Origin of the sequence: Methylocystis borbori (genome assembly GCF_036576025.1) — a bacterium.
Taxonomy (GTDB): Bacteria; Pseudomonadota; Alphaproteobacteria; order Rhizobiales; family Beijerinckiaceae; genus Methylocystis; species Methylocystis borbori.
The window spans coordinates 1-24,572 of sequence record NZ_JAZHYN010000035.1 but is presented as its reverse complement, the minus strand read 5'-3'; the positions used below and the strand labels follow the sequence as shown (position 1 = coordinate 24,572).

Here is a 24,572-nt window from a genome sequence, read left to right as displayed (position 1 = left end):
GCCGCAGGGGCGGCCGAGACGCAAAGGCAAAGGGCGCCCCCTCCGTCGTGAAGGGAGCGCCCCACTTCTTCGCCCGCCGCGTGACGCGGCGCCGAGTGCGTCAATTCAAAGGATTAGAGCACCACGACTTTCGTGCCGACCTTGACGCGGTTGTAAAGGTCGATGGCGTCGATGTCGCGCATGCGGATGCAGCCCGAGGACACCGCCTGGCCGATCTTGTCCGGCTCATTGGTGCCGTGGATGCGATAGAGCGTGTCCTTGCCGTCCTGATAGAGATAGAGGGCGCGGGAGCCGAGCGGATTGTCCGGACCGCCGGGCAGGCCGCCGGCGTCCGCCGTCGGCTGGAGATGCGGCCAGCGCTCGAGCATGTCCTTGGGCGGGATCCAGCGCGGCCATTCCTGCATGCCGCCGACATAGGCGCGGCCGGTGAAGGCCATCGCGTCCTGCCCGGTGGCGACGCCATAACGCACAGCCTTGCCGCCCGGCATGACATAGTAAAGGAACTTGGCGTTATTATCGACGATGATCGAACCGACCGGCTCGTTCGTCTTGTAATCGACAAGATAACGCTCGAACTGCGAGTTGACCCGCGCCTGCGGCGCGAGCGCCATGAATTCCGCGTCGCGGCCACTGAGCCTCGGATCGGGAAGCGGCGTCCCCATGACGTTACAACCAGCGATAAGGCCAGCGAAAACCGCCGCCGCCGTCATATGCTTGAAATTCATTTCGGGCACTCCTTTCCGCCGCGAATAGATTTGTTGCGCTCTTCTTAGCATGAACTTTCCCGCGCGGATCACGTCTTCGGAATTATTCCCCCACTGTTGCGGCGGCGCCACGCGGCGGCCCGCGCAGGAGGGTTGCGCCCTATCCCTCCCTGCCTCTCATCTTACTGTTTTTTATCTCGCTATTTTTCATGGACAGGCGCAAAACAAGGGCGGAATATCGACCTGCTGGGTTGGCGGGGGGCCGCCGGTTGTCCCCAGGGCGGCGCGGCTTTGAGAACCCTTCTCGTCACACATGAGAGCGGACTTGAGCATGAGATGGGCCCCGGCCACCCGGAAAGGCCCGAACGCCTGCGCGCGATCGCACGCGCCCTGGCGGAAGCGCCTTTCGCCGGGTTGATCCGCGCCAGCGCGCCTCGCGCGGAGCCCGAGGCGCTGCTGCGCGTTCACCCGCAATCCTATCTTCTGGCGCTGGAGGAGGCGGCTCCCCGCCAGGGCTATGTCGCGCTCGACGCCGACACGCTCATGTGCCCGAAAACGATCGAAGCCGTCTGGCGGGCGGCGGGCGGCGCGATCGCCGCCGTGGACCAAGTGATGACCGAAAAAGCCGACAACGCCTTCGTCGCCACGCGCCCGCCGGGCCATCACGCCGGGCCGCATAATCCGATGGGCTTCTGTTTCGTCAACAATATCGCCGTCGCGGCCCGCCACGCCCAGGCCGCGCATGGCGCGGAACGCGTCGCCATCGTCGATTTCGACGTGCATCACGGCAATGGGACGCAGGAAATCTTCTGGTCGGATGGGAGCGTCCTGTTCTGCTCCACCCATCAGGCGCCCTTCTATCCGGGCACGGGCGGTTATAACGAGACCGGCGCGCATGACACGATCGTCAACGCGCCGCTTCTCGCCGGCTCGACGGGCGACGTCTTCAGCGAAGCGCTCATCGAACGCATCCTGCCGCGGCTCGAAGCGTTCCGTCCCGATCTCATTCTCATCTCGGCGGGCTTCGACGCCCATGAGCGCGATCCGCTCGGCGGGCTGCGGCTTGTCGAAGCGGATTACAGCGACGCGACCAAAAGGATCATGGAGATCGCCGACCGGCGCTGCGGCGGCCGAATCGTCTCGCTGCTCGAAGGCGGTTATGACGTCGAGGCCCTCGCCCGCAGCGTCGGCGTCCATGTGCTGGCGTTGACGGGCCGCTAAAACGACAAAAGCCGCGAAGCGCAGGCTCGCGGCTTTCCGAATTCGAAGGCGAAAACGCTCAGCCCTGGCGGGCCTTGTAACGCTTCTGCACCTTGTTGATGACATAGACGCGGCCCTTGCGGCGCACGATCTGATTGGCGCGATGGCGCGAACGCAAGGACTTCAGCGAGTTACGGACTTTCATCGGTCTATCCCCGGCAATGGAAAACTCGCCGGGAAACGCCCAGCGCATCGTTAGCCCGAGCCTATGCCCGATTTCGCGCGCGCGATCAAGCCGGTCGGCCCCCTTCCCAGCGCGATGGGGTGGAGACAGTTCTCCTCGCCCTCATCCTGAGAGTCTGACCTCATATCCGTTCCCTCACCCTGGGGAGCGCCTGAAAGGCGCGTCTCGAAGGGTGGGAACGCCTCGAGTCCCGCTTCTGGAGCATCCTTCGAGACGCCGCCATTCGGCGGCTCCTCAGGATGAGGTTTCGTATCCTGGGCCAGACACTCAGGATGAGAAAACTTCATGCGCTCACCCTGCGCCCCTTGTCCTAAAAACTCACGCTGGTGAAGAAGCGCAGATTGGCGCCGGGCAGCAACACTTCGTCCTTACGGAAGGAGACGCTGTTGCGCATGTCCACATTGAGAAGATTGTCGCCGACCAGCCCGAAGGTCACGGCGCGGCCGCGCGGATCGCCCGGATCGAAGAGCTGCCGATAGCTGATCTCCGCCCGCAGCAGATTATAGCCCTTGGTCGGCGTCTCGGCGATCGGGTCGATATTCCTCTGCGCGAAGGCGTGCAGCAGATTGACGCGCATCAGCCAATTGGCGTCGCGCCAGAACAGGCCGCCCCCTAACCGCACCGGCGGAATGCGCGGCACATTGCCCCCGCCAGCGAAAGTCGCGCGCACCACGTCGAACTGGTTTTCGGCGCCGAACACGCCGCCAAGGAGCGGCGCGAGGTCGAGCTGGCTCTGGAACTCGCCGCCGCGAAACAGGGCGTTGCGCTGCGCATAAAAAGCCTGGCGCAGATCGCCTTCGCCATCGATGGCGCAGCTCGCGAAATCCGCTTCGCAGACCGCGCCGGTGAGATTGCGGAAGATGAAGCCGTCGAAGCGGGTCACGAAAGCCGTCGCCTCGAAGCGGAAGGGGCCCATCGGACGGCGCAGGCCGATTTCGACGCTCTTGGCGCCTTCGATCGCGAGATTGGGATTTCCGATGTCGAAGGTCCCGGTGGCGTCATGGACGCCGCGCGAGAAGAGTTCCGGCGCCCGCGGCGCCCGCTCGACATATTGCGCGGTGACGCTCGCAACGAGGCCGTCGGGCAAATCCTGCAGAAAGCCGATCGCGCCGCTTTTGGGGGTGAAGTTGCGCACGCGCTGAATCTGCTGCGAGGGATCGACGAGAAGCTCGGGAAAGGCCCCGGAGACGGTCGCATGTTCGATGCGGCCCGCGAGCTGCATCTTCTGCGTGTCGCTGAATTTGAATTCATTGAAGAGAAAGCCGGCGACGCTGCGCGTGCGATTGGGATCGAAGAGGCCGCCTTCGAGTCCCGGCGCGGTCAATATCTGATGCCAGCCTTGAACGCCGAAGGCGCTCGTCAGCGTCGCGAAAGGCAGTTCGACGGGGCGCAATTGCGTCTCAAGGCGCGCCTCCAGCTCCTTATTGGTGAAGGTCTGCTGGACGCCGTCGAAGTCGTTTTCATTGCCAAGTTCGTGATGCTTGTAGTCGGTGAGCCCCGCCCAAAAGCGAATCGCCTCTATATACGCCGACGGCGGGCGAAACTCGCCCTTGCTGGTCGCGCGCGTCTGGCGCATTTCGATGCGCGTATTGCTCGCCGTCGGCTCGACGCCGGGAATATGGTAGCGCATGTCGAACTGGGTGACGGCGAAGCCGATGAAGCCCGAATCGAAGAAGTAGGAGGCGCCGACCGACCCTCCCGCCGAGCGCGCCGACGAATTGGGCTGGCGCCCATCGACGAAAGGCGGCGGGTCCCCGGGGAAGAGATAGGGATAGCCGGGGATGCGATAGTCGCTCGCGCGCCGGCCGTGGATGTCGGCGTGGATCGCGACATTGCCCTTGCCGGCGTCGATGAGGGTGGCGTTTTCGAGCCTGTTGTCGACGGTCGAAACCGCGCCGCGCGATTCGACGATGGAGCATCCCTCCGTATCGGCGAAAGGCGCCGCGGCGAGCCGGCACGGAAGCGCGGTCGGAATGCGGTTGTTCTCGACATTGACGACGCCGCCGATCGCCTGCGAGCCCCAGCGCAGCGTCGCCGGGCCGCGCACCACCTCGACCTGGCTCGCGCCCAAGGGATCGACCGGGACGGCGTGGTCTTCGCCAAGCTCCGAAACGCCGCTCGCGCCGAGGCCATTCTCCTGGATGCGCACACGGTAATTGTCGAGGCCGCGCACGATGGGACGGCTCGCAGCGCCTGGCGCATAGCTCGACCCCGTGATTCCCGGCTTGGCGAACAGCACGTCGCCGAGCGTCGCGCCGGTGGAGCGGCGCAGCTCCGCATTGGGGACGACCGTCACGGTCGCGAATTGATCCGCGACGATGGGGAGGACGCCCTGCGGGTCTTTCTCGGTAACCTCGGCCGGAGGGGGCCCACTCGGACCGGCGTCTCGCTGGCTTGGCCTGCCGGGCGCGGAAACGGATTGCGCGGCCGCTGCCGATTTGCCGCGCTTGATCGGGCTTACCGCGCCGACGTCGATCGTCGGCAAGGACTGTTGGGCCTGCGCGACGCCATCGCATCCGATGGCGATCGCGACGACGCTTCCCGCCAGAAAAGCGCGTTCGAGATTTTTCTTCATGGCTTTCGCGGCTCCCGCGTCGTTCAGATGTTATAACATCCATACGTTACAATATAACGTATCCCGACGCGGCCGCGCCCTGTCAATCGCGCAACCGCCCTAAGGGCGCTTAAGCGTCGCCCTGTGGCGGATGCGCAACAGTTCTGCGAGATCGGTTGTTGATAAGGGCGATCAGCTCCCGGACCGCGACGCCTGCGCGGCGCGGTATTTCTCCCAGCCCGCCGCGCGCAAGAGGCAGGCGGGACACTCGCCGCAGCCATAGCCCCAGTCGAAGCGCCGGCCGCGCTCGCCGAGATAGCAGGTGTGGCTCTCCTCGATGATGAGCTGCGTCAGCGCCTCGCCGCCGAGCGCCTCGGCAAGCCGCCAGGTCTCCGCCTTGTCGATCCACATCAGCGGCGTATGCACGCGGATTTCGCGATCGAGGCCAAGGCTCAAGGCCCGCGCCATGGCGCGAATCGTGTCGTCGCGGCAATCGGGATAGCCGGAATAATCCGTCTGGCACATGCCGCCGACGAGATCGGCGACCCCGCGCCGATAGGCGACCGCCGCCGCGAAGGCGAGGAACAAGAGATTACGCCCCGGCACGAAAGTATTGGGCAGGCCGTCCGCGCCCATGGCGATCTCGGCCTTGCGCGTCAGCGACGTATCGGAAATCTCGCCAAGCGCGCCCATGGCGATCGTGTGATCCTCGCCCAGTCTTTCGGCCCAGAGCGGCGAAATGCGCTTCAACCCCTCGCGCAGCGTCGCGCGGCGCTCGAGTTCGATCCTGTGGCGCTGGCCATAGTCAAAGCCGACCGTCTCGACGCGGGGGAAGCGCTCAAGCGCCCAGGCGAGGCAGGTCGTCGAATCCTGGCCGCCGGAAAAGAGCACGAGCGCGGCGGCCGGTTGAGTCGGGAGGTCGTTCGTCATAGCGCCTAATTTAAATCATGGCCGCAAAACTGCGAGCCGCCGCCAACGCGGCCACATTTGACGAGAGCGCCCTCGCCAGCGAGGCCGAGAACCCCCATATCCGAAGCCGAGAATGAGACCGACATGATGCTCTACAATACGCCGCTCGCGCCCAATCCGAGACGCGTCCGCATTTTTCTGGCTGAGAAAAACGTCGCGATTCCCGTTCGCGACGTCAATCTAATGGCGCAGGAACACAAGGACGAGGCCTATGCGGCCGTCAACGCGCTGAAAGAAACGCCGGCGCTTGTCCTCGACGACGGCGCGACGCTCACCGAATCCGTCGCCATCTGCCGCTACATCGAATCGCTTCACCCCGAGCCGCCGCTCTTCGGGCGAGATGCGCGCGACCAGGCTTTCGTCGAGATGTGGCAGCGCCGCGTCGAATTCCGCCTGTTCCTTCCGGTGGCGCTCGCCTTTCGTCACAGCCACCCGGCGCTGGCGCGGCTTGAATCGCCTCAGAGGCCGGAATTCGCCGAGCATCAGCGGCCCCGCGCGCAAAATATGATGCGCTTTCTCGATCAGGAGCTCGCCTCGCGCCGCTTCATCGCCTCCGACGACTTCACCATCGCCGACATCACCGCCATCGTCGCGATGGATCTGACAAAACTCGCGCGGGTCGAAATTCCGGAAAATCTGCCGCATCTTTCGCGATGGCGCGCGGAAGTTTCGGCGCGCCCCAGCATTGCGGCCTAGATGACCGGGCGCGCATCCGCCAGGAAACTCGATGAGATTGCGGGGCGCATCCGCGCCTGCCGATTCTGCGTCGAGACGCCCAAGGGCGCGAAACTGCCGCATGAGCCGCGGCCGGTGCTGCGCGTCTCCGCGACGGCGCGGCTGCTCATCGCGAGCCAGGCGCCCGGCAATCTCGTCAATCAGACAGGCCTTCCCTTCAACGATCCCTCCGGCAATCGGCTGCGCGACTGGATGGCGGTCGATCGCGAGACCTTTTACGACGTGTCCCGCATCGCCATCGCGCCGATGGGCTTTTGCTTCCCCGGCAACGACGCCGCGGGCGGCGACCTGCCGCCGCGCCCCGAATGCCGGGCGCTGTGGCACGACGAACTCTTCGCCGCCCTGCCCAAGGTCGAGACCGTGCTCGCGATCGGACGTTTCGCGCAGGACTATCATTTCGCGCGGCTCGGACATGCGCTGCCGAAAGGCGCGGGCGTCTCGGAGATCGTTGCGCGCTGGCGCGAATTTCAAGGCGCGCGCCCGCTCATCTTCCCCCTACCCCACCCCTCCTGGCGCAATACGGGCTGGCTCAAGCGTCATCCCTGGTTCGAGGCGGAGGCGCTGCCTGTCCTGCGCGCCGAAGTCGCGCGGCTCGTGAAAACATGAGAAAAGGCGCTTGTGACAAGCGTAATCATCGGAGCCGGCCCGCGCCCAGATCACGCTGCGTTTGGGAATCGCCCAAATGCAGATAACGTGATTGATTCGAAAAGCTTAGAGCGCGCTTTACGCGAAAATCCGGTTTCCGCTTTCTCGCAGCGCGCGCTCGTCGAAATCGGCAATGACCTGCCGCTGACGCTTATCGCCGGGCCCTGCGCGCTGGAAAGCCGCGACGTGGCGCTTGGCGTCGCCGACGAACTCGCCGCCTTGGGCGCGCGGCTTGGGATCGGCGTCATCTTCAAGGCCTCCTTCGACAAGGCGAATCGCACGAGCGCCGCGGCGCCTCGGGGCGTCGGGCTCGAGGCCGCTTTGCCGATCTTCGCCGAGATCAAAGAAAAGACTGGCCTGCCGGTCACGACCGACGTGCATGAGGCGAGGCAATGCGCGCGCGTCGCCGAAACTGTGGACCTTCTGCAGATACCCGCTTTTCTTTGCCGGCAGACCGACCTCATCGTCGCGGCGGCGAAAACGGGGCGGCCGGTCAATATCAAAAAGGGGCAGTTTCTCGCGCCCTGGGACATGGTCCACGCCGTCGAAAAGGCGCGTGCGGCAGGGGGCGGCGTTCTCGTCACCGAGCGGGGAACGAGCTTCGGCTATAACGCCCTCATCGCCGATATGCGCGCTTTGCCGATCTTGAAGGAGACGACCGGCGCGCCGGTTATTTTCGACGCGACCCACGCCGTGCAGCAACCGGGCGGCGCCGGCGCAGTCTCATCCGGTGAGCGGCGTTTCGTCGCGACGCTCGCGCGCGCGGCGGTCGCCGTGGGCGTCGCCGGGCTTTTCGTCGAGACGCATCCGAACCTCGACGCGGCGATCTCGGACGGCGCGACGCAAATTCCGCTCGCCGAGCTTGGGGCGCTGATGGAGGAGTTGCTCGCCTTCGACCGGCTCGCGAAAGCGCAACGCTAATTGGCTATGCCGTCCTCGCGGCTAGCGGGTGATCGACAAGCGCGCGATCCATCGTCACCAGTCGCAGCGCTTCAATTTTGCATTGCGCAAGCAGCAAGCGATCGAATGGATCGCGCGTGCGCGGCTCCGGTTCGACGGAGGAGAGCGCGTGCTGCGCATTGATTGAAATGAGTTCTACGCCGAGCGCTTCAAGCAGTTCCGGGAGCGCGTCGAGATCAATCGCCAGTTCGAGCTTGCCCAGCCGCCCTTTGATTGCGATCTCCCAGAGACTGGCGACGCTCGCCACAAACTCCGCATCTGGATTTTCCAGTAGCGACTTCGCTTCGGCGCCGAAGGCGGCAAGGCGCTTTTCGATCAGACCGAGAAGAATGTGGGTGTCGAGCAACAACCTCACGCGTCGCCAGGCAATTGTCGAAGCAGAAAATCTTCCGGCAAGGGCGCGTCGAAATCCTCGGCGATGAAAGTGACGAGAGATTCAAGGCCATGGCGCTTCTTGAAATCGTCCACGGCCTCAAACCGCAATCCGGTGTTGCGCCGATGCGGGACAAGATCGAAGGCCGGCTTCCCGTTGCGCGTGACGACGATCGTCTCGCCCTTCTCGACCCGGCGAGCAAGTTCGGTGAGGCGATTTTTCGCGTCCTTGATGGAGACCGTAGTCATAGCGAAATAAGTAGCTACTTGTAGCTATAATGTCAACGCCCTGTCGGCCCCGCCCCGCGCCCAAGGCGGCTAGGAAGGAAGGTCGCCTAACCCGCCTCCGCATAATCCGTCAGCCAGCCGACCGCGATGATGACAAGGCCCATACCGGCAAAAAAGACGAAGGCCGCTCTTTCGGCGGAGATGGCGGGAAGAAAGGCGATCGCGATCAGCGCCGGGCCGACGATCCTCTCCACCCAGCCATGGAGCGCAAAAGCCAGCCGCCGAAAGACGCCCAGCGGAAATCTCGTCACGAGCGTCATGGCGAGATGCACGCCCGCGAGCAGCCAGGCGAGCTGCGCCGCGACGCCGCCGAAACCAAGGACGCTTGGCGCCGCGAGGAAAATCAAAACCGTCAGATAGTCGAGATAGCCATGCAGTCGCGCGGCGATGAACGTCATCTTCGCTCCTCCGTCGCGGCAGAACGGATCGGCCGCCGCGCCCTCGTTAGCGCCCCCCGCAGAGACGGTCTGTCACCTGCGTGACAAATGGGCGGGTTTTTCTTTCGCGACGAGGGTTTGAAGCGCGACGTCATTGACGCAGATGAGGTCGCGCCGATAATCGAGCGCCCCCTGGCGCCTTAACGCGTTCATGATCCGCGTGACGACCGGGCGACTCGCATGAACAAGGTCGGCGATATCCTGCTGCGTGAGCCTGATCTCGAGCGAATAGCCATGCGGACAGGGCGCGCCGAAGGCGAGCGCCAGCTCGCCCAGCGTCTCGATCAGCCGCGCGGCGACTGTCTTGGTCTGGCGGTCGATCAGCCTGCGCTCCGCGCGCTCCCGCGACGCCTCCAGGCCTGCGTTGAGGAAGTTCGAGAAAGACGCGCTTTTCGCGACGAGAACGGCCACGTCCGAGGGGGCGAATATCAGGACGCGCGCTTCGCCGATAGCGCTCGCGGCATGCGCCGAGGCTCTTCCCGGCGCGGCGCTGCCGAAAAGATCGCCGGCTCCCGCCACGGCCAGCGTGATCTGCGCCCCGCTCTCCGCAACATGCGACAGCCGGACGACGCCGCGGATCAAACAATAGAGAAAGCTCGGCGCTTCGCCCTGGCGGTACAGCATTTCGCCGTCGAATAGATCCGCTTCCCGCAGCGAAGGCGCGAACAGACGCCACTCGGCGATATTTTCCTTTGATAGCATCTCGCGTCCGGCGTCTTCGCTGACCGCCTATCCTATCAAAAAGCGAAACCGCGCAATGCTCTCGGCTTGGCTGGGGCGCTACCGCTGGTCATCGGCGTCGCGATCCTCGCGCTCCTCATTGCTAGCTGGATCGTTTCCACGCTCGCCAGTCGAACCAAAGGACGGGGAGAAGCCTCCAGGCGCAGTCAGGATGGGGTTCCAGCGGCGGCGCTACGGGCGGTGAATTCCAAAATTCCCGGCATCTGCGTCTTTTTACCGATCAGGAAGAAGGAGCGCGTCGCCTCTTTGCCCTTAAATTCGATGGTTCCGCCATCCAGAAATACGTAGTCGTCGTCGAGACGCACTTTGACCGCTTCCGACACGTGAATCTTATCGGGCTGACCGTTGGATTCGAAACGGCTGGCGACATTCACGACATCGCCCCAAAGATCATAGGAAAATCGTTTCTTTCCGACGACGCCGGCAGCCACGGTGCCGGTATGCACGCCCATTCGCATGCTAAGCGCGTAAGGAAGCTCCTTTCCGTAACTTGCGATGAAACTTTGCGCCTCCAAAGCGAAGTCCGCGATATGCTGACAGTGTAAAGGGTCCCGGTTCGGGACGCCGCCGACGACCATGTAGCTGTCGCCGATCGTTTTGATTTTTTCCACGCCGTGCTTTTCGACAAGTTCGTCGAATTTCTCGAAAATGGCGTTGAGCATATTGACAGTCGCGTGCGGTCCCAGCTTCGCCGATAGTTCGGTAAAGCCGACAATGTCGGAGAAAAAAACCGTCACTTCAGGAAAAACTTCGGCGATCGTCTCTTCTCCGCCGCGCAGCCGTTCGGCGATCGCGGCGGGAAGAATATTGTGAAGCAGCTTTTCCGAACGGGAGCGTTCGATCTCGAGGTCCGACAATGCTTTGCCCGAAAGCCTTATCTTGTCTTCCAGCTTGTCGAAAGCGACGTTCAGATTTGCGGCCATTGTGTTGATGGTCGTCGCGAGTTCGCTGATCTCGTCGTTGCCGACGACCGAGGCTTGAGCCGCGAGATTTCCCGAGCCGATCTCCCGAACGACCGCCATGAGGTGCGCCGCTCGAACCATGAAACGGTTGCGCAAGAAGATGATCGACAAGATGACCACGCCGAACAATCCAATATTCAAGTAAGAGCTGGCTTCAAATAATTTGTTGGCGAACGCCTGCTCTTGTGAAATCCGCGCGGCGTATCTTTGCCGAATCAAGTCCTGCATCTGCGCAATTCTCAAGGTTAGATCACCGTTGAGCTTGCGGTATTCGTCGCTGAACAAAAGCCTTGTCGCCAGGGCGCGATCGGGCTTGCCCTTGCGCGAGAAGGTCCCGGCGCCGTCGTCGAATTCGCCATTGACCGCATGCATGGCGGCGCGTTCGATCGCGACCACTTTTTCAAGGAAGCTTCGCGCTTCCTTCAGCTTATTCAATTCATGCGCGGTGATATTTTGCTTGAGGAAGCGGTCTTCAATGGAAAGCGCGCCGTCGCTTTTCTTCTCAGGCGGCGGAATGATTCCGCCATTGACGAGATCCCAATAGCCAAAATTATAGTCTTTCGGCCGCGCGACTTCGCCGTCCAAAATGCCTTCAATAATATTATACCACTCCACGCGTTTCGGATCATTGTCGGAGACGTAGCCTCTCGCAAAGCGAGTCTGCCATTGCGAGGAAAAGACCAGATCGTCGGCAAGCGTCGTCAAAGACTGCAGTTCGCGATGCGAGGCTTCGAGACTCTGTTGCGCCTTTTGCAGAAAAAAGCCCAAGGCCAAATTGCCGCCGGCCAAAACGACGAGCAACAGGAAGAAGATCGAGAAAAACGTCCGAAGCTTCATGATTTCGGTTCCCGCGATCGGACAGTTTTTTTGGTCAGGAGCCCCTAGCGATCCTTAGGTAGGCGATTCATTGGCGGGCGCACAAGGGCGCGACCCGGTCAGCCTCGCCCGCGATAGGGCGGCACCCCCTGGTCCGGCAGCCATAGCCCTTCCGGCGGCGCGCCGGTCTGCCAGAAGACGTCGATCGGCATGCCGCCGCGCGGATACCAATAGCCGCCGATGCGTAGCCATTGGGGCTTCAGCCCCGCGACGAGATCGCGCGCGATCCGCAGCGTGCAATCCTCGTGAAAGGCGCCGTGGTTACGGAAACTCCCGAGATAGAGCTTCAAGGACTTCGACTCGACGAGCCAGTCCGCCGGAACGTAATCGATGACGATATGGGCGAAATCGGGCTGACCCGTCACGGGGCAGAGCGAGGTGAACTCGGGCGCCGTGAAGCGCACGAGATAGGCCGCCTCCTGATGCGGATTGGGCACCAGATCGAGTTCGGCCTTGTCGGGCGATTCCGGCAGCGCCGCCCTGCGGCCGAGCAGCGCCGGTCCCTTACGCGTCTTGGTCATGCGCGTAACAAGGGCGCCGTTTGCGCGACGTCAAGCGCGAAAGACGCGCGCCAGGGGCTTTGGCCGCCTCCCTGGCGCCGCAGCGCGGCAGGATTCCCGGGCAAGCCCCTCTCCCGCCGCCCGCTTTTCGCCGCGAAGGCTTTCCCGCGCCGCGCAATGGGTCTAAGAAGTCGCGCGGCTGCGCGCCGCATCATAAAGAGGCCCCGAAATGACCGAGATCGTCGACATCCACGCCCGCGAAATTCTTGATTCGCGCGGGAATCCAACCGTCGAGGTCGACGTCACGCTGGAGGACGGCTCCATGGGCCGCGCGGCGGTCCCCTCCGGCGCCTCGACTGGCGCGCATGAGGCGGTCGAGAAGCGCGACGGCGACGCCGCCCGCTACTCCGGCAAGGGCGTGCTGACCGCCGTCGACAACGTTAATGACGAGATCGCCGGCGCGCTGCTCGGCTTCGACGCCGAGGACCAGGTCGCGATCGACGAGACGATGATCCGGCTCGACGACACGCCCAATAAGGAGCGGCTCGGGGCCAACGCCATTCTCGGCGTCTCGCTCGCCGTCGCCAAGGCCGCGGCCGAGGCCGCCGCGCTGCCGCTTTACCGCTATGTCGGCGGCGTGCAGGCGCGGGTTCTGCCGACGCCGATGATGAATATCGTCAATGGCGGCGTGCATGCGGACAATCCCATCGACTTCCAGGAATTCATGATCCTGCCCGCCGGCGCGGAAAATTTCCGCGAGGCGGTCCGCTGGGGCGCGGAGATTTTCCACACGCTGAAAGCTTCCTTGAAGAAGGCCGGCCTCAGCACCTCGGTCGGCGACGAAGGCGGCTTCGCGCCCAACCTCCCCTCGGCCGAAGCCGCGCTCGACTTCATCATGAAGGCGATCGAGACGGCGGGCTTCAAGCCTGGGGTCGACGTGTTCCTCGGGACCGACGCCGCTTCGACCGAATTCTTCAAGGACGGCAAATATGTCTATGGCGGCGAAGGCGTGACGCGCTCGATCGACGAGCAGGTCGCCTATCTCGCCCAGCTCGCCAAGGCCTATCCGATCGTGACGATCGAGGACGGCATGGCCGAGGACGATTGGGAAGGCTGGAAGAAGCTCACCGACGCCATCGGCAAGGACGTGCAGCTTGTCGGCGACGATCTCTTCGTGACGAGCGTCGGGCGGCTGACGCGGGGCATCAAGGACGGCGTCGCCAATTCGCTGCTCGTCAAGGTCAATCAGATCGGAACGCTCACCGAGACGCTCGCCGCCGTCGAAACCGCGCATCGCGCCGGCTATACCACGGTCTTCTCGCATCGCTCTGGCGAGACGGAGGATTCGACCATCGCCGATCTCGTCGTCGCGACGAACGCCGGCCAGATCAAGACGGGTTCGCTCGCCCGCTCCGACCGCACCGCCAAATACAACCAGCTCATCCGCATCGAGGAGGAGCTCGGCGAAGCGGCGATCTATGCGGGCAGGAGCGCGCTGAAGGCGCTGGCGTAACGCGAAGCGCTCACCGGCAGTCGGCAGTTCGGCAGTCGGCAGTCGGTTCACTCTATTGCCGACTGCCCATTGCCGACTGCCGAGACATGGAAAAAACCTTCGATCCCGCCGCCATCGAAAGCCGCATCCGAACCGCCTGGGAGGACGCGGGAGCCTTTCGCGCCGGCCGTCCCGAACGCGCCGGGGCAAGCCCCTATTCCATCGTCATTCCGCCGCCCAACGTCACCGGCAGCCTGCATATGGGCCATGCGCTCAACAATACGCTGCAGGACATCCTCGTGCGCTACCGGCGCATGAAGGGCGACGACGTGCTGTGGCAGCCGGGCACGGATCACGCCGGCATTGCGACGCAAATGGTGGTCGAGCGCCAATTGATGGAGCGCCAGGAGCATCGCCGCGCGCTCGGCCGGGAGAAATTCGTCGAGCGCGTCTGGGAATGGAAGGCGGAATCGGGCGGCAAGATCGTCGAGCAGTTGAAACGGCTCGGCGCCAGTTGCGACTGGTCGCGCGAGCGCTTCACCCTCGATGAAGGACTGTCGCGCGCCGTCGTCAAAGTCTTCGTGCAGCTCTACCGCGAAGGGCTGCTCTATAAGGACAAGCGCCTCGTCAATTGGGATCCGGCGCTGCATACGGCGATTTCCGATCTCGAAGTGCAGCAGGTCGAGGTGAAGGGCCATTTGTGGCGCTTCAAATATCCGATCGTCGACGACGGCGGAAAAGAGACCGGCGACTATATCGTCGTCGCGACGACGCGCCCCGAGACGATGCTGGGCGACACGGCGGTGGCCGTGCATCCAGAGGACGAACGCTACAAGGCGCTCGTCGGCAAGCGCGTGCGCCTGCCGCTCGTCGGACGGCTCATTCCGATCGTCGCCGACGAATACTCAGACCCCGAAAAGGGCACGGGCGCGGTGAAAATCACGCCGGCGCATGACTTCAATGATTTCGAGGTCGGTAAGCGCCATGGGTTACGACTCGTGAACGTCCTCGACGCGCAGGCGCAGATGACGCTCAAAGCCAACGCCGATTTCCACGAAGGCGTCGAGCCTTCTCCCGAGCTTGCGGCGACGGTATCCGCGCTCGACGGGCTCGATCGCTTCGCGGCGCGCAAACTGGTCGTCGAAATGATGGAAGCGCGCGAGCTTCTCGACGGCATAGACGATCACAAGCATATGGTGCCGCATGGCGACCGCTCGGGCGCGGTGCTCGAGCCACGCCTCACTGACCAATGGTATGTGGACGCCAAGACTCTCGCGCAGCCGGCGCTCAAGGCGGTACGCGAGGGCCGCACGATTTTTGTGCCGAAGAATTGGGAGAAGACTTATTTCGAGTGGCTGGAAAACATCCAGCCCTGGTGCGTGTCGCGCCAGCTCTGGTGGGGCCATCGCATTCCCGCCTGGTACGACGAAGACGGAAATGTCTATGTCGAGGAAAACGAAGAAGCCGCGCTCAAAGCGGCGCGCGCCAAACTGGGAGACGGCGCGGCGCTGACGCGCGACGAAGACGTGCTCGACACCTGGTTTTCCTCCGCGCTCTGGCCCTTCTCGACTCTCGGCTGGCCTGAGGAAACGCCGGAGCTCGCCCGCTACTATCCGACGCATACGCTCGTCACCGGCTTCGACATCATCTTCTTCTGGGTCGCCCGCATGATGATGATGGGCCTGCATTTCATGGGCGAGGTTCCCTTCCGCGACGTCTATATCCACGCGCTCGTCCGCGACGAGAAGGGCGCGAAGATGAGTAAGTCGAAGGGCAATGTCATCGACCCGCTTCACCTCATCGACGATTATGGCGCCGACGCCTTGCGCTTCACGCTCGCGGCGATGGCGGCGCAGGGCCGCGACATCAAGCTCGCGACGAGCCGCGTCGAAGGGTATCGCAATTTCGCGACGAAGCTGTGGAACGCCTCGCGCTTCGCCGAGATCAACGGCTGCGCGCGCGTCGCAAATTACGATCCGCGCGCCAATAAAATCACGCTCAACCGCTGGATCGTCGGCGAAGCCGCGCGCACGGTCGCGGAAGTGAGCGCGGCGATCGACGCCTATCGCTTCAACGACTCGGCGAACGCCGTCTATCGCTTCGTCTGGAGCATCTTTTGCGACTGGTATGTGGAGCTGGCCAAGCCGCTGCTGCAAGGCGCCGATGGCGCGGAAAAGGACGAGACGCGCGCGACGACGAGTTTCGTTCTCGATCAAATCTATGCGCTGCTGCATCCTTTCATGCCCTTCCTCACCGAGGAGCTTTGGGCGATCAAGGGCGCCGAGGGGCCCCAACGCGAGAGCCTCCTCGCGCTTTCCGCCTGGCCCGCGCTCGAAGGCCTTGAGGATGCGGAGGCCGAAAGCGAAATCGGCTGGGTCGTCGATCTCATTTCCGAAATCAGATCGCTGCGCGCCGAGATGAATCTGACGAGCGAGACCGAGCTTTTGCTCATCGGGGCCGACGCCGCGCTGCAGGCGCGCGCGACGCGCTGGGACGAGACGATCCGTAAGCTTTCGCGTCTTTCGCGACTAGGCTTCGCCGACGCCGCGCCGAAGGCTTCCGCGCAGCTTCTCGTGCGCGGCGGCGTCGCCGCCATGCCGCTCGAAGGCGTGATCGACCTAACGGCGGAGAAAGCGCGTCTCGCGAAAGAAATCGCCAAGCTCGAAGGCGAGCTCAAAAAGCTCGACGCCAAGCTCGCCAATGAAGGCTTCCTCGCCAAGGCCGACGAGGAAGTGATCGAGGAGCATCGCGAGCGGCGCGAGGAAACCGCCGCACGCATCGAGAAGCTCGCCGCGGCGACGGCGCGTCTGAGTTAAGGCTTCGCCTTTTCAACGACGCCGACGATCGGCCCCATGGTCGGCGCGAAACGGTCGTGGCGCGAGAGCGAGGGGGCGTAAAGCGCCGAGGCGGCGCCGCCGTCGAGAAAAAGCGCGTCGGGGCAATGCAGGCGGTCGCGAAAGAGCCGGGCGAATTGATGAAACGTCACCGGCCGGCTGGAAATCGCGAAACGCACGATATGGCCGTCCGCGACGCCGGCGCCATTACGGAATTTCTCCGACACGCCATCCTCATGGATGCGCGGATGAATGCGCCCGCCGATAACCAGCATCGGCCCCGATTGCGTGGCGAATTGCATATGCGAACGGCTTTTTAGAAAGCGCGCGGTCTCCGTCACGCCGGCGCGCCCCTTGTCGACCCAAAAGACGCCATTGGGCTTTAAATGGAAATTGCCGGGCCCAGGTCGCGTATTGGCGACATTCGCGGTCCGCCCGTTTTCGACATAAAGCCCCACAGGCGCGCGATCCTCGCTATACATGCCGGCGTTCATGGCGAAGACGAGCGTCTCGCCTTTTTTCTCCAATTCGCTCGCCAGGCGCGAGAAGGCGCCGAAGATTTCGCCTTTGTCATTGCGCAGAAAGAGCCGAATGTCGCTTTTACGCGCGTCGAATTCGCAGACCGCATAGGCGACGCCTTGCTCCTCGATCTCGGCGCAGGGGCTGGGCTCGGCCGCCGCGCCGGATGTCAGAAAAAGCGCGAGCCCCAAGACCGCGAGCGTTTTTAGAAAGGCCGAAACCGTGCGAATCCCCAGCAAGTGACTCTTCCTTTCTTCCGGTCGTCGACGCGCCATACGCAAGCGCCGACTTTGGAACTATGTCATTCCCGGCAGGCCGCAGGCCCGGCCGGGAATCCAGAGCAACGCCTTGAATGACCGGCTTTCTGCTGGATTCCCGATCGCGCGCCCTGCGCGCGTCGGGAATGACAGGCCCCTCTTGGCGCCCGGTTTGAAACGGCGCCCTGGCAAGGCTAGATATGCGGAACAGGCGCCGCAAGCGGCGCATCGGAGCGAGTTGATTGTCCCATTCCATTACAGAAGCCGTCGAGGCCGTCGCGCGCGGCGAGATGGTGATCGTCACCGACGACGACGACCGCGAGAACGAAGGCGACCTCGTCATCGCCGCCTCTTTCTGCACGCCAGAGAAAATGGCCTTCATCATCCGCCATTGCTGCGGCATCGTCTGCGCGCCCTTGACGCTCGAAGACGCGCGCCGGCTTCATCTCGCGCCCATGGTCGCGGAGAATGACGCGCCGCTCGGCACGGCCTTCACCGTTTCCGTCGACGCGCGCCACGGGCTCACGACCGGCATTTCCGCCGAGCAGCGCAGCAATACGGTGCGCGCCCTCGCCAACGGCAATATGGGCGCGACGGATTTCGTGCGGCCCGGTCACGTCTTTCCGCTCATCGCCAAGGACGGCGGCGTGCTGATGCGCTCCGGCCATACGGAAGCCGCCGTCGATTTGTGCAAGCTCGCCGGCCTGCCGCCGGTCGGCGTCATTTGCGAACTCGCCAATGACGACGGCACGGTGATGACAGGCGGACAGATCGCCGACTTCGCCCGCGCGCATGGATTGAAACTCGTTTCCGTCGCCGATCTCATCGCCTATCGCCAGGCGCGCGAAAAGCTCGTCGAGCGCGTCGCGACCTTCCCCGTCGTCACGGAAGCGGGCGAGATGACCGGCCACGCCTATGTGACGCCCTTCGACAGCGTGCAGCATTTCGCCTTCGTGCTCGGCTCGATCGGCGACGGGCGCGACGTGCCGGCAAGGCTGCACCGCGCCGATATTCTCGCCGATGTTTTCGGCGGCGCGGAGACGATCAAGAAGACGCTTCACCGCTTCGCGCGCGAAGGGCGCGGCGTGCTCATCTATCTGCGCGACGGCGCAGCGGGCGTGCCGGCCAATGTCGTGGGCAGGCAGGAGGAAAACGCCGAGGAGACGCGCAAACGCCAATGGTTCGACGTGGGGCTCGGCGCGCAGATTTTGAAGGATTTGGGCGTGTCCTCGATCCGCCTGCGCTCGTCCTCCGCGAAGCCCCGCGCCTTCGTCGGGCTCTCGGGCTTCGGCATAGAGATCACCGCGGTCGAACCTGTGGAGTGACCGGCTTCCTCAGCCGCCAGACGAGTACGGCGAAGCCGAGAAGAAACGCCGAGGCGACGCCGGCGAGGAGAAGGCCCGAATCGGCGGCGGCGATGACGAAGAACATATGCTCGCCGTGATAGTCGGAGCCATCCGGCTTTCGAAGATTTACCGCAACGACATATTTGCCGTCCTCCTGGAAATCATAGTCGAAAGAAATCGCTGCGACGCCATGCGCCCGGAAGGTCTTTAGGAGTTCGGGCCTTTGGAGGTCGTTGCGCCCCCAATAGAGGCTGGCTTCGACGTCGAGATCCTTGACGTCCTCGAATTGCGGCGGCCGCGTCGGATCGTCCTCGCAGCCGGCGATCTCGATGTTCAAGAGGGTCGGCCCAAAGCTCGGGATTTCCCGGTAATAGCGCTGCGCCGTGCCCTCTTCATGGGTTTGGGTCGCGAAGAAGACCATGAGATAGGGGCCGACGGCGAAGACGCCCTTGCAAGCGTCGCCCTTGCAGACCTGCGGCGCGGCGGCCCGCGCCGAAAGGCCGGCGCCGGCGAAGAAGGCGATCAGCGCGATGAGCAACGCCCGGCCAAACATTCATACTCCTTTCATGCGCCAGAAAGCCGACCGTGGATATTAGTCCGTCATGGCCGGGCTTGTCCCGGTCATCCGCGCGAGACGTTCCGGCGTGGACGCCCGCGACAAGCGCAGGCATGACGCGCCTGTTTCAATCCGCGCGCGGATGCGCCTGGCGATAGGCGTCGAGCAGGCGCGCCTTGTCGACGGCGGTGTAGATTTGCGTCGTCGAGAGCGAGGCGTGGCCGAGCAGCTCCTGAATCGTGCGCAAATCGCCTCCCTTGCCCAGAAGATGCGTCGCGAAGGAGTGACGCAGCGCATGCGGCGTCGCGCTCTCGGGCAGGCCCAGCGCGCCGCGCAGCCGCTGCATGGCGAGCTGGACGATGCGCGGCGACAGCGGCCCGCCGCGCGCGCCGACGAACAGCGGGCCGCCGGAAAGATTATAGGGGCAGAGCGCGAGATAGGCTTCGATCGCCGCGCGCACCGGCGCGATCACCGGCACGGTGCGGGTCTTGCCGCCCTTGCCGAGAATGGCGACGCGATCGGCGGCGCCAATCGGCGCGTCGGCGCGCGCAATCGACAACGCCTCGGAGATGCGCAGACCCGCGCCATAGAGGAGCGCCATGACGGCGGCGTCGCGGGCAATGATCCAGGGCTCGCGCGCCTCGCCCGCTCTCTGTTCGGGGTCGATCACGTCGCGCGCGTCGGCGACGGCAAGCGCTTTGGGGAGGCTATGGGGGCGCTTGGGCGGACGCACGGCGTTAAAGAAATCGGTGCGGGCGAGGCCCTTTTTTTCTAGAAACCGCAGGAAATTGCGCGCCGCCGCGAGCGCCCGCAAAAGCGAGCGGCTCTCGAGCCCGTCATTGCGGCGCTTGGCGAGAAAGGCGCGAAGATCGGCGGGCGCGAGCGCCTTCAGCGCCGCTTCGTCCGGCGGCGCGCCGAAATGTTCGGTGAGAAAGACGAGAAAAGCCGAAAGGTCGCGCCCGTAGGCGTCGAGCGTATGGCGGGAGGCCCGGCGCTCCCGCGCCAGATAGGCGAGCCAAAGCGCGGCTTCCTCGGCGATCGCCGGCGCGGCGGAAAAATGCGCCGCCGCAGGCGGCGGCTTTTGTCGCGGGGCTCTTTTGGCCGAATCACGCATGGCGCGATTATCGGGCGGAAAAGGTGAAGGAAGCCTCCCCGCCACAGGGACGCCTTTTCCTATTTGCCGGCCTTGATCTCTTCCTTCGCCTGGACGAAGAATTCCTCGAAGTTGCGGCGAATCTGGTGTTCGGACTGGTCCACCTTGGCCGCTTCGAAGTCCTTCTTGACCTGGGCGATGGCCTGTTCGTCGGCGTCGGGGGCGACTTCCTTCACGACGATCGACTCGGCGTAGGCCTGCGCCTCGGCCCCGGTTTTGCCGAGCTTTTCCGCGGCCCAGAGGCCGAACAGCTTATTGCGGCGCGCCTCGGCCCGAAACTGCAACTCTTCTTCGTGGACAAAGCGTTTTTCGAAGGAGTCTTCGCGCTGGTCGAACGTGCTCATGTCCATCCTCGGCGGGCTGTTCTGATAGGGAGGGCGGCCGAAAAGCCGCGTTTGCTCCGGGTCGATATAGGCGCATTCGCGCGCAAAGCCAATGGCGGAAAGCGCGATCTTAACTGCGGCGAAGCCGCCCCGTTCCCCGCCGACGGCGCGCCCCTTGTCGTCGCGTTTTTACATAGGTGCGCCAATATAGCGCCGAGGGAGTTCGGGCGGTTGGGGAGCGGCGCGGGCGCGAAGTGCAGTCGGAACGAATTTCGGACGGGCCGCGCCGATTCGCCAAACCACCCCGAAGTGATAGCATCCGGCGTCCGATGATTGGACCGGGTTGGGGGGAACACTCATGAGCAAATATATAAGCGTCGTCTTGTTCGCCTTGGGCTTTGCTCAGCCGGCGCTCGCCCAGAAAATGGACGCCGACGATCTCAAATGGATCAATCAGTGCATCGGCGACAATAAGGGCGAGGAAGGCGGGACGCCCGCCATCATCCGCGCTTACTGCATTTGCATGAACGAGAAGATGGACGATAACGAAACGCAGTCCATCACCCAATGGGAAAAAGCCAATCCAGATGCCCGGAAAGACTGCGAGAAACAGGCGGGCTGGAAGTAGAGCGAACGGAAAGGCGGGCGCGCCAATGCGCCGCTCGAGCCGGAAAGCTTTAAAAAATGAGCGGTCCCATCCATATGCTCAAATAGTGGGCGCTGGGACCGCGAGGAAATGAGCGCGCCACGATGACGCTGGACCTCAAATTCAGCCTCATTGTGTCGGCTTTCCCTTTGCGATAGATTGCGATGGCGGCTTGTCACTGGTCGCCAAAGACGATAGGACCGCGATATCTGCGGCCCGGGCCCCTTGCCCGCCGCCGCTCCCTGAGGCCCCGCGCCCGGAACGGGCGGCTGCATGCGGACACGACTTCGGAGGAGCCAAGCCCGCCCCATGGATTTTCTCAAGCCCCGGTTGATCCCGATGAACCGCCGACGCCGCATCTACGAAGGCAAGGCCAAGGTCCTCTATGAGGGTCCCGAGCCCGGCACTTTGATTCAACACTTCAAGGACGACGCCACCGCCTTCAACGCCAAGAAGCATGAGGTGATCGACGGCAAGGGCGTGCTCAACAACCGGATCTCGGAGCACATCTTCCAGCATTTGAACAGCATCGGCGTGCCGACGCATTTCATTCGCCGGCTCAACATGCGCGAGCAGTTGATCCGCGAAGTGGAGATCATCCCGCTCGAAGTGGTCGTGCGCAACGTCGCGGCAGGCTCGCTCGCCAAGCGCCTCGGCATGGAGGAAGGCACGCAATTGCCGCGCTCCATCATCGAGTTCTACTATAAAAACGACGCGCTCGACGATCCGATGGTCTCGGAAGAGCACATCACCGCCTTCGGCTGGGCGACGCCGCAGGAAATCGACGACATCATGGCGCTCGCCATTCGCGTCAACGACTTCCTCTCGGGCCTCTTCCTCGGCGTCGGCATCCGCCTCGTCGATTTCAAGATGGAATGCGGGAGGCTGTGGGAAGGCGACATGATGCGAATCGTCGTCGCCGACGAGATTTCTCCCGACAGCTGCCGCCTGTGGGACATGAAGTCGAACGACAAGCTCGACAAGGACCGCTTCCGCCGCGACATGGGCGGGCTGGTCGAAGCTTATACCGAAGTGGCGCGCCGCCTCGGGATCATGCAGGAAAACGAGACGGTCCGCACCGGCGCGCCGAAGCTGGTGCAATAGCGGCGCAAGCCGCGCTGGAAAGACGACAATGGGCGTCCCCTCGCTCGACACAGGGCCGATGCGCGCGGAGGAATTCTTCGCTTTCACGGCCACGCGCCCCGACGACGAAAAATGGGAGTTGATCGAGGGGGAGCCAGTCTTGAACGCCTCGGCCAGCCGTCTGCATCAGATTATCATCCGCAATCTTACAGGGCTGCTCGACGAACAGGGACGTCGAACGAAGGCGCCTTGGGAAGTTCTGCCGGGACTTGGCGTGCGTATTTCTGACATTAGCGCGCCGGTTCCCGATGTGCTGGTTCGGCCCGCGACCTCCGCCGGCGTCGAATGCGACGACATGATCATCGCATTCGAAGTGCTGTCGCCTTCGACCGCAAATTACGATCTGCGTTGGAAGCGCAAGGCCTATGCCTCGCTTCCTTCGCTCAGGCAATATGTCGTCGTCGCGCAGGACGCCGTCGAAGTCGTCTCCTTCGATCGCGCGAACGGCTTCGCGGAGCGCCGCTTCGAGACGGCGGAAGCCGAACTCGATCTGCCGGCGATCGGCGCGCGCCTCGCGCTGAGCGAAATTTATCGCGACACGGGACTTCTCTAGACCGCTTGCGCTTTGCGAGATGAGTCTCTAACCGTTCGGCAGAGTCTTCCCATCCCGGAACAGCCCATGAAAGCCCGCGTCGTCGTCACCCTCAAAAACGGCGTTCTCGATCCGCAAGGCAAGGCGATCGAAGGCGCGCTGAAATCGCTCGGCGTCGAGGGCGTCGCCAGCGTGCGGCAAGGCAAGGTGTTCGACGTGGAGCTCGACGGCGCGGACGCGGCCGCCGCCAAGGCGCAATTGCAGGCGGCCTGCGAAAAGCTTCTCGCCAACACCGTGATCGAGAATTACCAGATCGATGTATGAGGCGATGAGCGGCAGTCGGGCTTCGCCAGTCGGCATTCGGAAAAACGCCGACCTGCCGACTGCCGACCTGCCGACTGCCGATTAGGAGACGCCCATGAAAGCCGCGATCGTCGTCTTCCCCGGCTCCAATCGCGAAGGCGACATGGCGCACGCGCTCAAAGCGGCCACCGGCCAAGCGCCGGCGATGCTCTGGCACGCCGACCATGAACTCCCGCAAGGGACCGATCTCGTCGTTTTGCCCGGCGGCTTTTCCTACGGCGATTATCTGCGTTGCGGCGCCATCGCCGGTCGCGCGGCGATCATGGACGCGGTGCGCGCGCATGCCGCGCGCGGCGGCCTCGTGCTCGGCGTCTGCAACGGCTTTCAGATTCTGTGCGAGAGCGGCCTCCTGCCCGGCGTGCTGATGCGCAACGCCAATCTGCGCTTCATCTGCCGGATGCAGCATTTGCGCGTCGAGCGAAACGACACGGCCTTCACGCGCCAATACGCCAAAGGCGAGATCATCAAAGTTTGCATCGCCCATGGCGAAGGCAATTACGAAGCCGACGACGCGACGATCGAACGGCTGGAGGGCGAAGGCCTCGTCGCCTTCCGCTATTGCGACGCCGAGGGCAGGCTCGGCGGCGAGGCCAATCCTAATGGCTCGCGCAATGACATCGCCGGCATCTATTCGGACGGGCGCAATGTGCTCGGCCTGATGCCGCATCCTGAAAATCTCATCGATCCGCTGGTCGGCGGAACCGACGGCCGCGCCTTGTTCGAAAGTCTCGCGGACGCATTTTCAACCGAAACGGATTTTGCTTCTGCATAAAAAATGCTTCTCTCAGAAGGAGCCGCGCCATGAGCTATGTCGACGGTTACGTGATTCCCGTGCCCGCGGAAAATAAGGACGCCTATAAGAAGATGGCCCTAAGCGCCTGGCCGATCTTCAAAGAATTCGGGGCTCTGCATCTCGTCGAATGTTGGGGCGACGACGTCCCCGACGGCAAGCTCACCGACTTCAAGCGCGCCGTCGCGGCGCAATCCGGCGAGCAGGTGGTTTTTTCTTGGGTGATCTGGCCGTCGAAGGACGTTCGCGACGCCGCCCACAAGAAAATGTTTGAGGATCCGCGCATGAAGTCGCTCGGCGACATGCCGTTCGACGGCAAGCGCATGATCTTCGGCGGCTTCGACATTCTGGTTGATGAGAGCGCAAGCTAGCGCCGCGCCGCGCGCGCGACGCTCCACAGCGCGCGCTCGGCCTCCATGCGCGCCGCGCCG

Annotated in this window: 28 protein-coding genes; 14 read left to right on the top strand and 14 right to left on the bottom strand. The window is 63.6% G+C overall.

The window, feature by feature from the left end; translation table 11 throughout:
* Positions 1 to 113: 113 nt before the first annotated feature.
* Positions 114 to 725 (bottom strand): L,D-transpeptidase, encoded by a 612-nt coding sequence (locus V3H18_RS11915; protein ID WP_332082281.1) that lies wholly within the window; start codon positions 723 to 725, stop codon positions 114 to 116.
* 270 nt (positions 726 to 995) lie between these two features.
* Here V3H18_RS11915 and V3H18_RS11910 point away from each other — a divergent pair, with 270 nt between their 5' ends.
* A complete protein-coding gene (locus tag V3H18_RS11910) occupies positions 996 to 1,925 on the top strand; it encodes a histone deacetylase family protein (RefSeq protein WP_332082280.1) in 930 nt (309 codons plus the stop codon).
* Between the two features lie 58 nt (positions 1,926 to 1,983).
* Here V3H18_RS11910 and ykgO read toward each other — a convergent pair whose 3' ends face one another.
* From ykgO to queC, 3 genes are all read right to left on the bottom strand, one after another.
* Positions 1,984 to 2,109: a type B 50S ribosomal protein L36 gene (gene ykgO / locus V3H18_RS11905; protein WP_036283477.1), complete on the bottom strand. Its 126-nt coding sequence runs from the start codon at positions 2,107 to 2,109 to the stop codon at positions 1,984 to 1,986.
* 349 nt (positions 2,110 to 2,458) lie between these two features.
* Positions 2,459 to 4,723, bottom strand: coding sequence for a TonB-dependent receptor (locus V3H18_RS11900; RefSeq protein WP_332082278.1), 2,265 nt, complete (start codon positions 4,721 to 4,723; stop codon positions 2,459 to 2,461).
* Positions 4,724 to 4,894: 171 nt separating this feature from the next.
* Positions 4,895 to 5,632, bottom strand: coding sequence for a 7-cyano-7-deazaguanine synthase QueC (gene queC, locus V3H18_RS11895; protein ID WP_332082276.1), 738 nt, complete (start codon positions 5,630 to 5,632; stop codon positions 4,895 to 4,897).
* Between the two features lie 123 nt (positions 5,633 to 5,755).
* Here queC and V3H18_RS11890 point away from each other — a divergent pair, with 123 nt between their 5' ends.
* The 3 genes from V3H18_RS11890 (at position 5,756) to kdsA (ending at position 7,972) form a co-directional block, all read left to right on the top strand.
* Complete coding sequence (locus V3H18_RS11890; protein WP_332082275.1) at positions 5,756 to 6,367, top strand: glutathione S-transferase family protein; 612 nt, start codon at positions 5,756 to 5,758, stop codon at positions 6,365 to 6,367.
* Positions 6,368 to 7,012 (top strand): uracil-DNA glycosylase family protein, encoded by a 645-nt coding sequence (locus V3H18_RS11885; RefSeq protein WP_332082274.1) that lies wholly within the window; start codon positions 6,368 to 6,370, stop codon positions 7,010 to 7,012.
* Positions 7,013 to 7,177: 165 nt separating this feature from the next.
* The gene (gene kdsA / locus V3H18_RS11880) at positions 7,178 to 7,972 is read left to right on the top strand and encodes a 3-deoxy-8-phosphooctulonate synthase (protein ID WP_332082295.1); all 795 of its coding nucleotides are present in this window, start codon (positions 7,178 to 7,180) and stop codon (positions 7,970 to 7,972) included.
* A 4-nt stretch (positions 7,973 to 7,976) separates the two neighbouring features.
* Here kdsA and V3H18_RS11875 read toward each other — a convergent pair whose 3' ends face one another.
* From V3H18_RS11875 to V3H18_RS11855, 5 genes are all read right to left on the bottom strand, one after another.
* Complete coding sequence (locus V3H18_RS11875; protein WP_332082273.1) at positions 7,977 to 8,366, bottom strand: type II toxin-antitoxin system VapC family toxin; 390 nt, start codon at positions 8,364 to 8,366, stop codon at positions 7,977 to 7,979.
* Positions 8,363 to 8,632 (bottom strand): type II toxin-antitoxin system Phd/YefM family antitoxin, encoded by a 270-nt coding sequence (locus V3H18_RS11870; RefSeq protein WP_332082271.1) that lies wholly within the window; start codon positions 8,630 to 8,632, stop codon positions 8,363 to 8,365. The genes V3H18_RS11875 and V3H18_RS11870 overlap by 4 nt, the downstream gene beginning before the upstream one ends.
* Before the next feature lie 86 nt (positions 8,633 to 8,718).
* On the bottom strand, positions 8,719 to 9,069 hold the full coding sequence (locus V3H18_RS11865; protein ID WP_332082270.1) for a hypothetical protein: 351 nt from the start codon (positions 9,067 to 9,069) through the stop codon (positions 8,719 to 8,721).
* A gap of 72 nt (positions 9,070 to 9,141) precedes the next feature.
* Entirely contained in the window at positions 9,142 to 9,810 is a 669-nt protein-coding gene (locus V3H18_RS11860) for a Crp/Fnr family transcriptional regulator (RefSeq protein ID WP_332082269.1), read from the bottom strand.
* A gap of 185 nt (positions 9,811 to 9,995) precedes the next feature.
* Positions 9,996 to 11,096 carry an adenylate/guanylate cyclase domain-containing protein gene (locus V3H18_RS11855; RefSeq protein ID WP_332082267.1) on the bottom strand — a complete coding sequence of 367 codons (1,101 nt, stop codon included), beginning with the start codon at positions 11,094 to 11,096 and terminating at the stop codon, positions 9,996 to 9,998.
* An 81-nt stretch (positions 11,097 to 11,177) separates the two neighbouring features.
* On the opposite strand from V3H18_RS11855, the gene V3H18_RS11850 reads away from it, so the two are divergent.
* Positions 11,178 to 11,696 (top strand): hypothetical protein, encoded by a 519-nt coding sequence (locus V3H18_RS11850; protein ID WP_332082266.1) that lies wholly within the window; start codon positions 11,178 to 11,180, stop codon positions 11,694 to 11,696.
* A gap of 50 nt (positions 11,697 to 11,746) precedes the next feature.
* Here the strand turns inward: V3H18_RS11850 and queF are convergent, their stop codons facing one another.
* Positions 11,747 to 12,208 carry a preQ(1) synthase gene (gene queF, locus V3H18_RS11845; RefSeq protein WP_332082264.1) on the bottom strand — a complete coding sequence of 154 codons (462 nt, stop codon included), beginning with the start codon at positions 12,206 to 12,208 and terminating at the stop codon, positions 11,747 to 11,749.
* Between the two features lie 208 nt (positions 12,209 to 12,416).
* On the opposite strand from queF, the gene eno reads away from it, so the two are divergent.
* Positions 12,417 to 13,700 carry a phosphopyruvate hydratase gene (eno, locus tag V3H18_RS11840; protein ID WP_332082262.1) on the top strand — a complete coding sequence of 428 codons (1,284 nt, stop codon included), beginning with the start codon at positions 12,417 to 12,419 and terminating at the stop codon, positions 13,698 to 13,700.
* Between the two features lie 86 nt (positions 13,701 to 13,786).
* A complete protein-coding gene (locus V3H18_RS11835) occupies positions 13,787 to 16,495 on the top strand; it encodes a valine--tRNA ligase (protein ID WP_332082260.1) in 2,709 nt (902 codons plus the stop codon).
* Here the strand turns inward: V3H18_RS11835 and V3H18_RS11830 are convergent.
* On the bottom strand, positions 16,492 to 17,271 hold the full coding sequence (locus V3H18_RS11830; RefSeq protein WP_332082259.1) for a phosphodiester glycosidase family protein: 780 nt from the start codon (positions 17,269 to 17,271) through the stop codon (positions 16,492 to 16,494). The genes V3H18_RS11835 and V3H18_RS11830 overlap by 4 nt on opposite strands.
* Positions 17,272 to 17,531: 260 nt before the next feature.
* Between V3H18_RS11830 and ribB the strand changes: the two genes are divergently transcribed.
* Positions 17,532 to 18,614, top strand: coding sequence for a 3,4-dihydroxy-2-butanone-4-phosphate synthase (gene ribB / locus V3H18_RS11825; protein WP_332082258.1), 1,083 nt, complete (start codon positions 17,532 to 17,534; stop codon positions 18,612 to 18,614).
* Here ribB and V3H18_RS11820 read toward each other — a convergent pair.
* The 3 genes from V3H18_RS11820 to V3H18_RS11810 all read right to left on the bottom strand — a co-directional run bounded on the left by V3H18_RS11820 (position 18,589) and on the right by V3H18_RS11810 (position 20,688).
* Positions 18,589 to 19,188: a hypothetical protein gene (locus V3H18_RS11820; protein WP_332082257.1), complete on the bottom strand. Its 600-nt coding sequence runs from the start codon at positions 19,186 to 19,188 to the stop codon at positions 18,589 to 18,591. The genes ribB and V3H18_RS11820 overlap by 26 nt on opposite strands.
* A 130-nt stretch (positions 19,189 to 19,318) precedes the next feature.
* Positions 19,319 to 20,305: a tyrosine recombinase XerC gene (locus tag V3H18_RS11815; protein WP_332082256.1), complete on the bottom strand. Its 987-nt coding sequence runs from the start codon at positions 20,303 to 20,305 to the stop codon at positions 19,319 to 19,321.
* 59 nt (positions 20,306 to 20,364) lie between these two features.
* Positions 20,365 to 20,688 (bottom strand): DUF1476 domain-containing protein, encoded by a 324-nt coding sequence (locus V3H18_RS11810; RefSeq protein WP_332082255.1) that lies wholly within the window; start codon positions 20,686 to 20,688, stop codon positions 20,365 to 20,367.
* A gap of 337 nt (positions 20,689 to 21,025) precedes the next feature.
* On the opposite strand from V3H18_RS11810, the gene V3H18_RS11805 reads away from it, so the two are divergent.
* The 6 genes from V3H18_RS11805 (at position 21,026) to V3H18_RS11780 (ending at position 24,512) form a co-directional block, all read left to right on the top strand.
* Complete coding sequence (locus V3H18_RS11805) at positions 21,026 to 21,295, top strand: hypothetical protein (protein ID WP_332082254.1); 270 nt, start codon at positions 21,026 to 21,028, stop codon at positions 21,293 to 21,295.
* Between the two features lie 327 nt (positions 21,296 to 21,622).
* Complete coding sequence (purC, locus tag V3H18_RS11800) at positions 21,623 to 22,417, top strand: phosphoribosylaminoimidazolesuccinocarboxamide synthase (RefSeq protein WP_332082253.1); 795 nt, start codon at positions 21,623 to 21,625, stop codon at positions 22,415 to 22,417.
* Positions 22,418 to 22,445: 28 nt separating this feature from the next.
* Positions 22,446 to 23,009, top strand: a complete 564-nt coding sequence (locus tag V3H18_RS11795) for a Uma2 family endonuclease (protein ID WP_332082252.1) — start codon at positions 22,446 to 22,448, stop codon at positions 23,007 to 23,009.
* A 66-nt stretch (positions 23,010 to 23,075) separates the two neighbouring features.
* Positions 23,076 to 23,312: a phosphoribosylformylglycinamidine synthase subunit PurS gene (gene purS, locus V3H18_RS11790; protein ID WP_332082251.1), complete on the top strand. Its 237-nt coding sequence runs from the start codon at positions 23,076 to 23,078 to the stop codon at positions 23,310 to 23,312.
* A 94-nt stretch (positions 23,313 to 23,406) separates the two neighbouring features.
* Positions 23,407 to 24,123 carry a phosphoribosylformylglycinamidine synthase subunit PurQ gene (purQ, locus tag V3H18_RS11785; protein ID WP_332082250.1) on the top strand — a complete coding sequence of 239 codons (717 nt, stop codon included), beginning with the start codon at positions 23,407 to 23,409 and terminating at the stop codon, positions 24,121 to 24,123.
* A 29-nt stretch (positions 24,124 to 24,152) separates the two neighbouring features.
* Positions 24,153 to 24,512 (top strand): DUF1428 domain-containing protein, encoded by a 360-nt coding sequence (locus V3H18_RS11780; protein ID WP_332082249.1) that lies wholly within the window; start codon positions 24,153 to 24,155, stop codon positions 24,510 to 24,512.
* Positions 24,513 to 24,572 lie beyond the last annotated feature (60 nt).

Excerpts from the sequence above, each read along its gene's own strand:
- V3H18_RS11795 (WP_332082252.1), top strand. The coding sequence starts at position 22,446 with ATGGGCGTCCCCTCGCTCGACACAGGGCCGATGCGCGCGGAGGAATTC.
- V3H18_RS11780 (WP_332082249.1), top strand. The coding sequence starts at position 24,153 with ATGAGCTATGTCGACGGTTACGTGATTCCCGTGCCCGCGGAAAATAAG.
- purS (WP_332082251.1), top strand. The coding sequence starts at position 23,076 with ATGAAAGCCCGCGTCGTCGTCACCCTCAAAAACGGCGTTCTCGATCCG.
- ykgO (WP_036283477.1), bottom strand. The coding sequence starts at position 2,109 with ATGAAAGTCCGTAACTCGCTGAAGTCCTTGCGTTCGCGCCATCGCGCC.
- V3H18_RS11890 (WP_332082275.1), top strand. The coding sequence starts at position 5,756 with ATGATGCTCTACAATACGCCGCTCGCGCCCAATCCGAGACGCGTCCGC.
- V3H18_RS11860 (WP_332082269.1), bottom strand. The coding sequence starts at position 9,810 with ATGCTATCAAAGGAAAATATCGCCGAGTGGCGTCTGTTCGCGCCTTCG.
- queF (WP_332082264.1), bottom strand. The coding sequence starts at position 12,208 with ATGACCAAGACGCGTAAGGGACCGGCGCTGCTCGGCCGCAGGGCGGCG.
- V3H18_RS11865 (WP_332082270.1), bottom strand. The coding sequence starts at position 9,069 with ATGACGTTCATCGCCGCGCGACTGCATGGCTATCTCGACTATCTGACG.
- V3H18_RS11815 (WP_332082256.1), bottom strand. The coding sequence starts at position 20,305 with ATGCGTGATTCGGCCAAAAGAGCCCCGCGACAAAAGCCGCCGCCTGCG.
- V3H18_RS11885 (WP_332082274.1), top strand. The coding sequence starts at position 6,368 with ATGACCGGGCGCGCATCCGCCAGGAAACTCGATGAGATTGCGGGGCGC.
- V3H18_RS11810 (WP_332082255.1), bottom strand. The coding sequence starts at position 20,688 with ATGAGCACGTTCGACCAGCGCGAAGACTCCTTCGAAAAACGCTTTGTC.
- V3H18_RS11805 (WP_332082254.1), top strand. The coding sequence starts at position 21,026 with ATGAGCAAATATATAAGCGTCGTCTTGTTCGCCTTGGGCTTTGCTCAG.
- V3H18_RS11915 (WP_332082281.1), bottom strand. The coding sequence starts at position 725 with ATGAATTTCAAGCATATGACGGCGGCGGCGGTTTTCGCTGGCCTTATC.
- V3H18_RS11900 (WP_332082278.1), bottom strand. The coding sequence starts at position 4,723 with ATGAAGAAAAATCTCGAACGCGCTTTTCTGGCGGGAAGCGTCGTCGCG.
- V3H18_RS11850 (WP_332082266.1), top strand. The coding sequence starts at position 11,178 with ATGCATGGCGGCGCGTTCGATCGCGACCACTTTTTCAAGGAAGCTTCG.
- purQ (WP_332082250.1), top strand. The coding sequence starts at position 23,407 with ATGAAAGCCGCGATCGTCGTCTTCCCCGGCTCCAATCGCGAAGGCGAC.
- V3H18_RS11835 (WP_332082260.1), top strand. The coding sequence starts at position 13,787 with ATGGAAAAAACCTTCGATCCCGCCGCCATCGAAAGCCGCATCCGAACC.
- queC (WP_332082276.1), bottom strand. The coding sequence starts at position 5,632 with ATGACGAACGACCTCCCGACTCAACCGGCCGCCGCGCTCGTGCTCTTT.
- V3H18_RS11820 (WP_332082257.1), bottom strand. The coding sequence starts at position 19,188 with ATGTTTGGCCGGGCGTTGCTCATCGCGCTGATCGCCTTCTTCGCCGGC.
- V3H18_RS11870 (WP_332082271.1), bottom strand. The coding sequence starts at position 8,632 with ATGACTACGGTCTCCATCAAGGACGCGAAAAATCGCCTCACCGAACTT.
- eno (WP_332082262.1), top strand. The coding sequence starts at position 12,417 with ATGACCGAGATCGTCGACATCCACGCCCGCGAAATTCTTGATTCGCGC.
- purC (WP_332082253.1), top strand. The coding sequence starts at position 21,623 with ATGGATTTTCTCAAGCCCCGGTTGATCCCGATGAACCGCCGACGCCGC.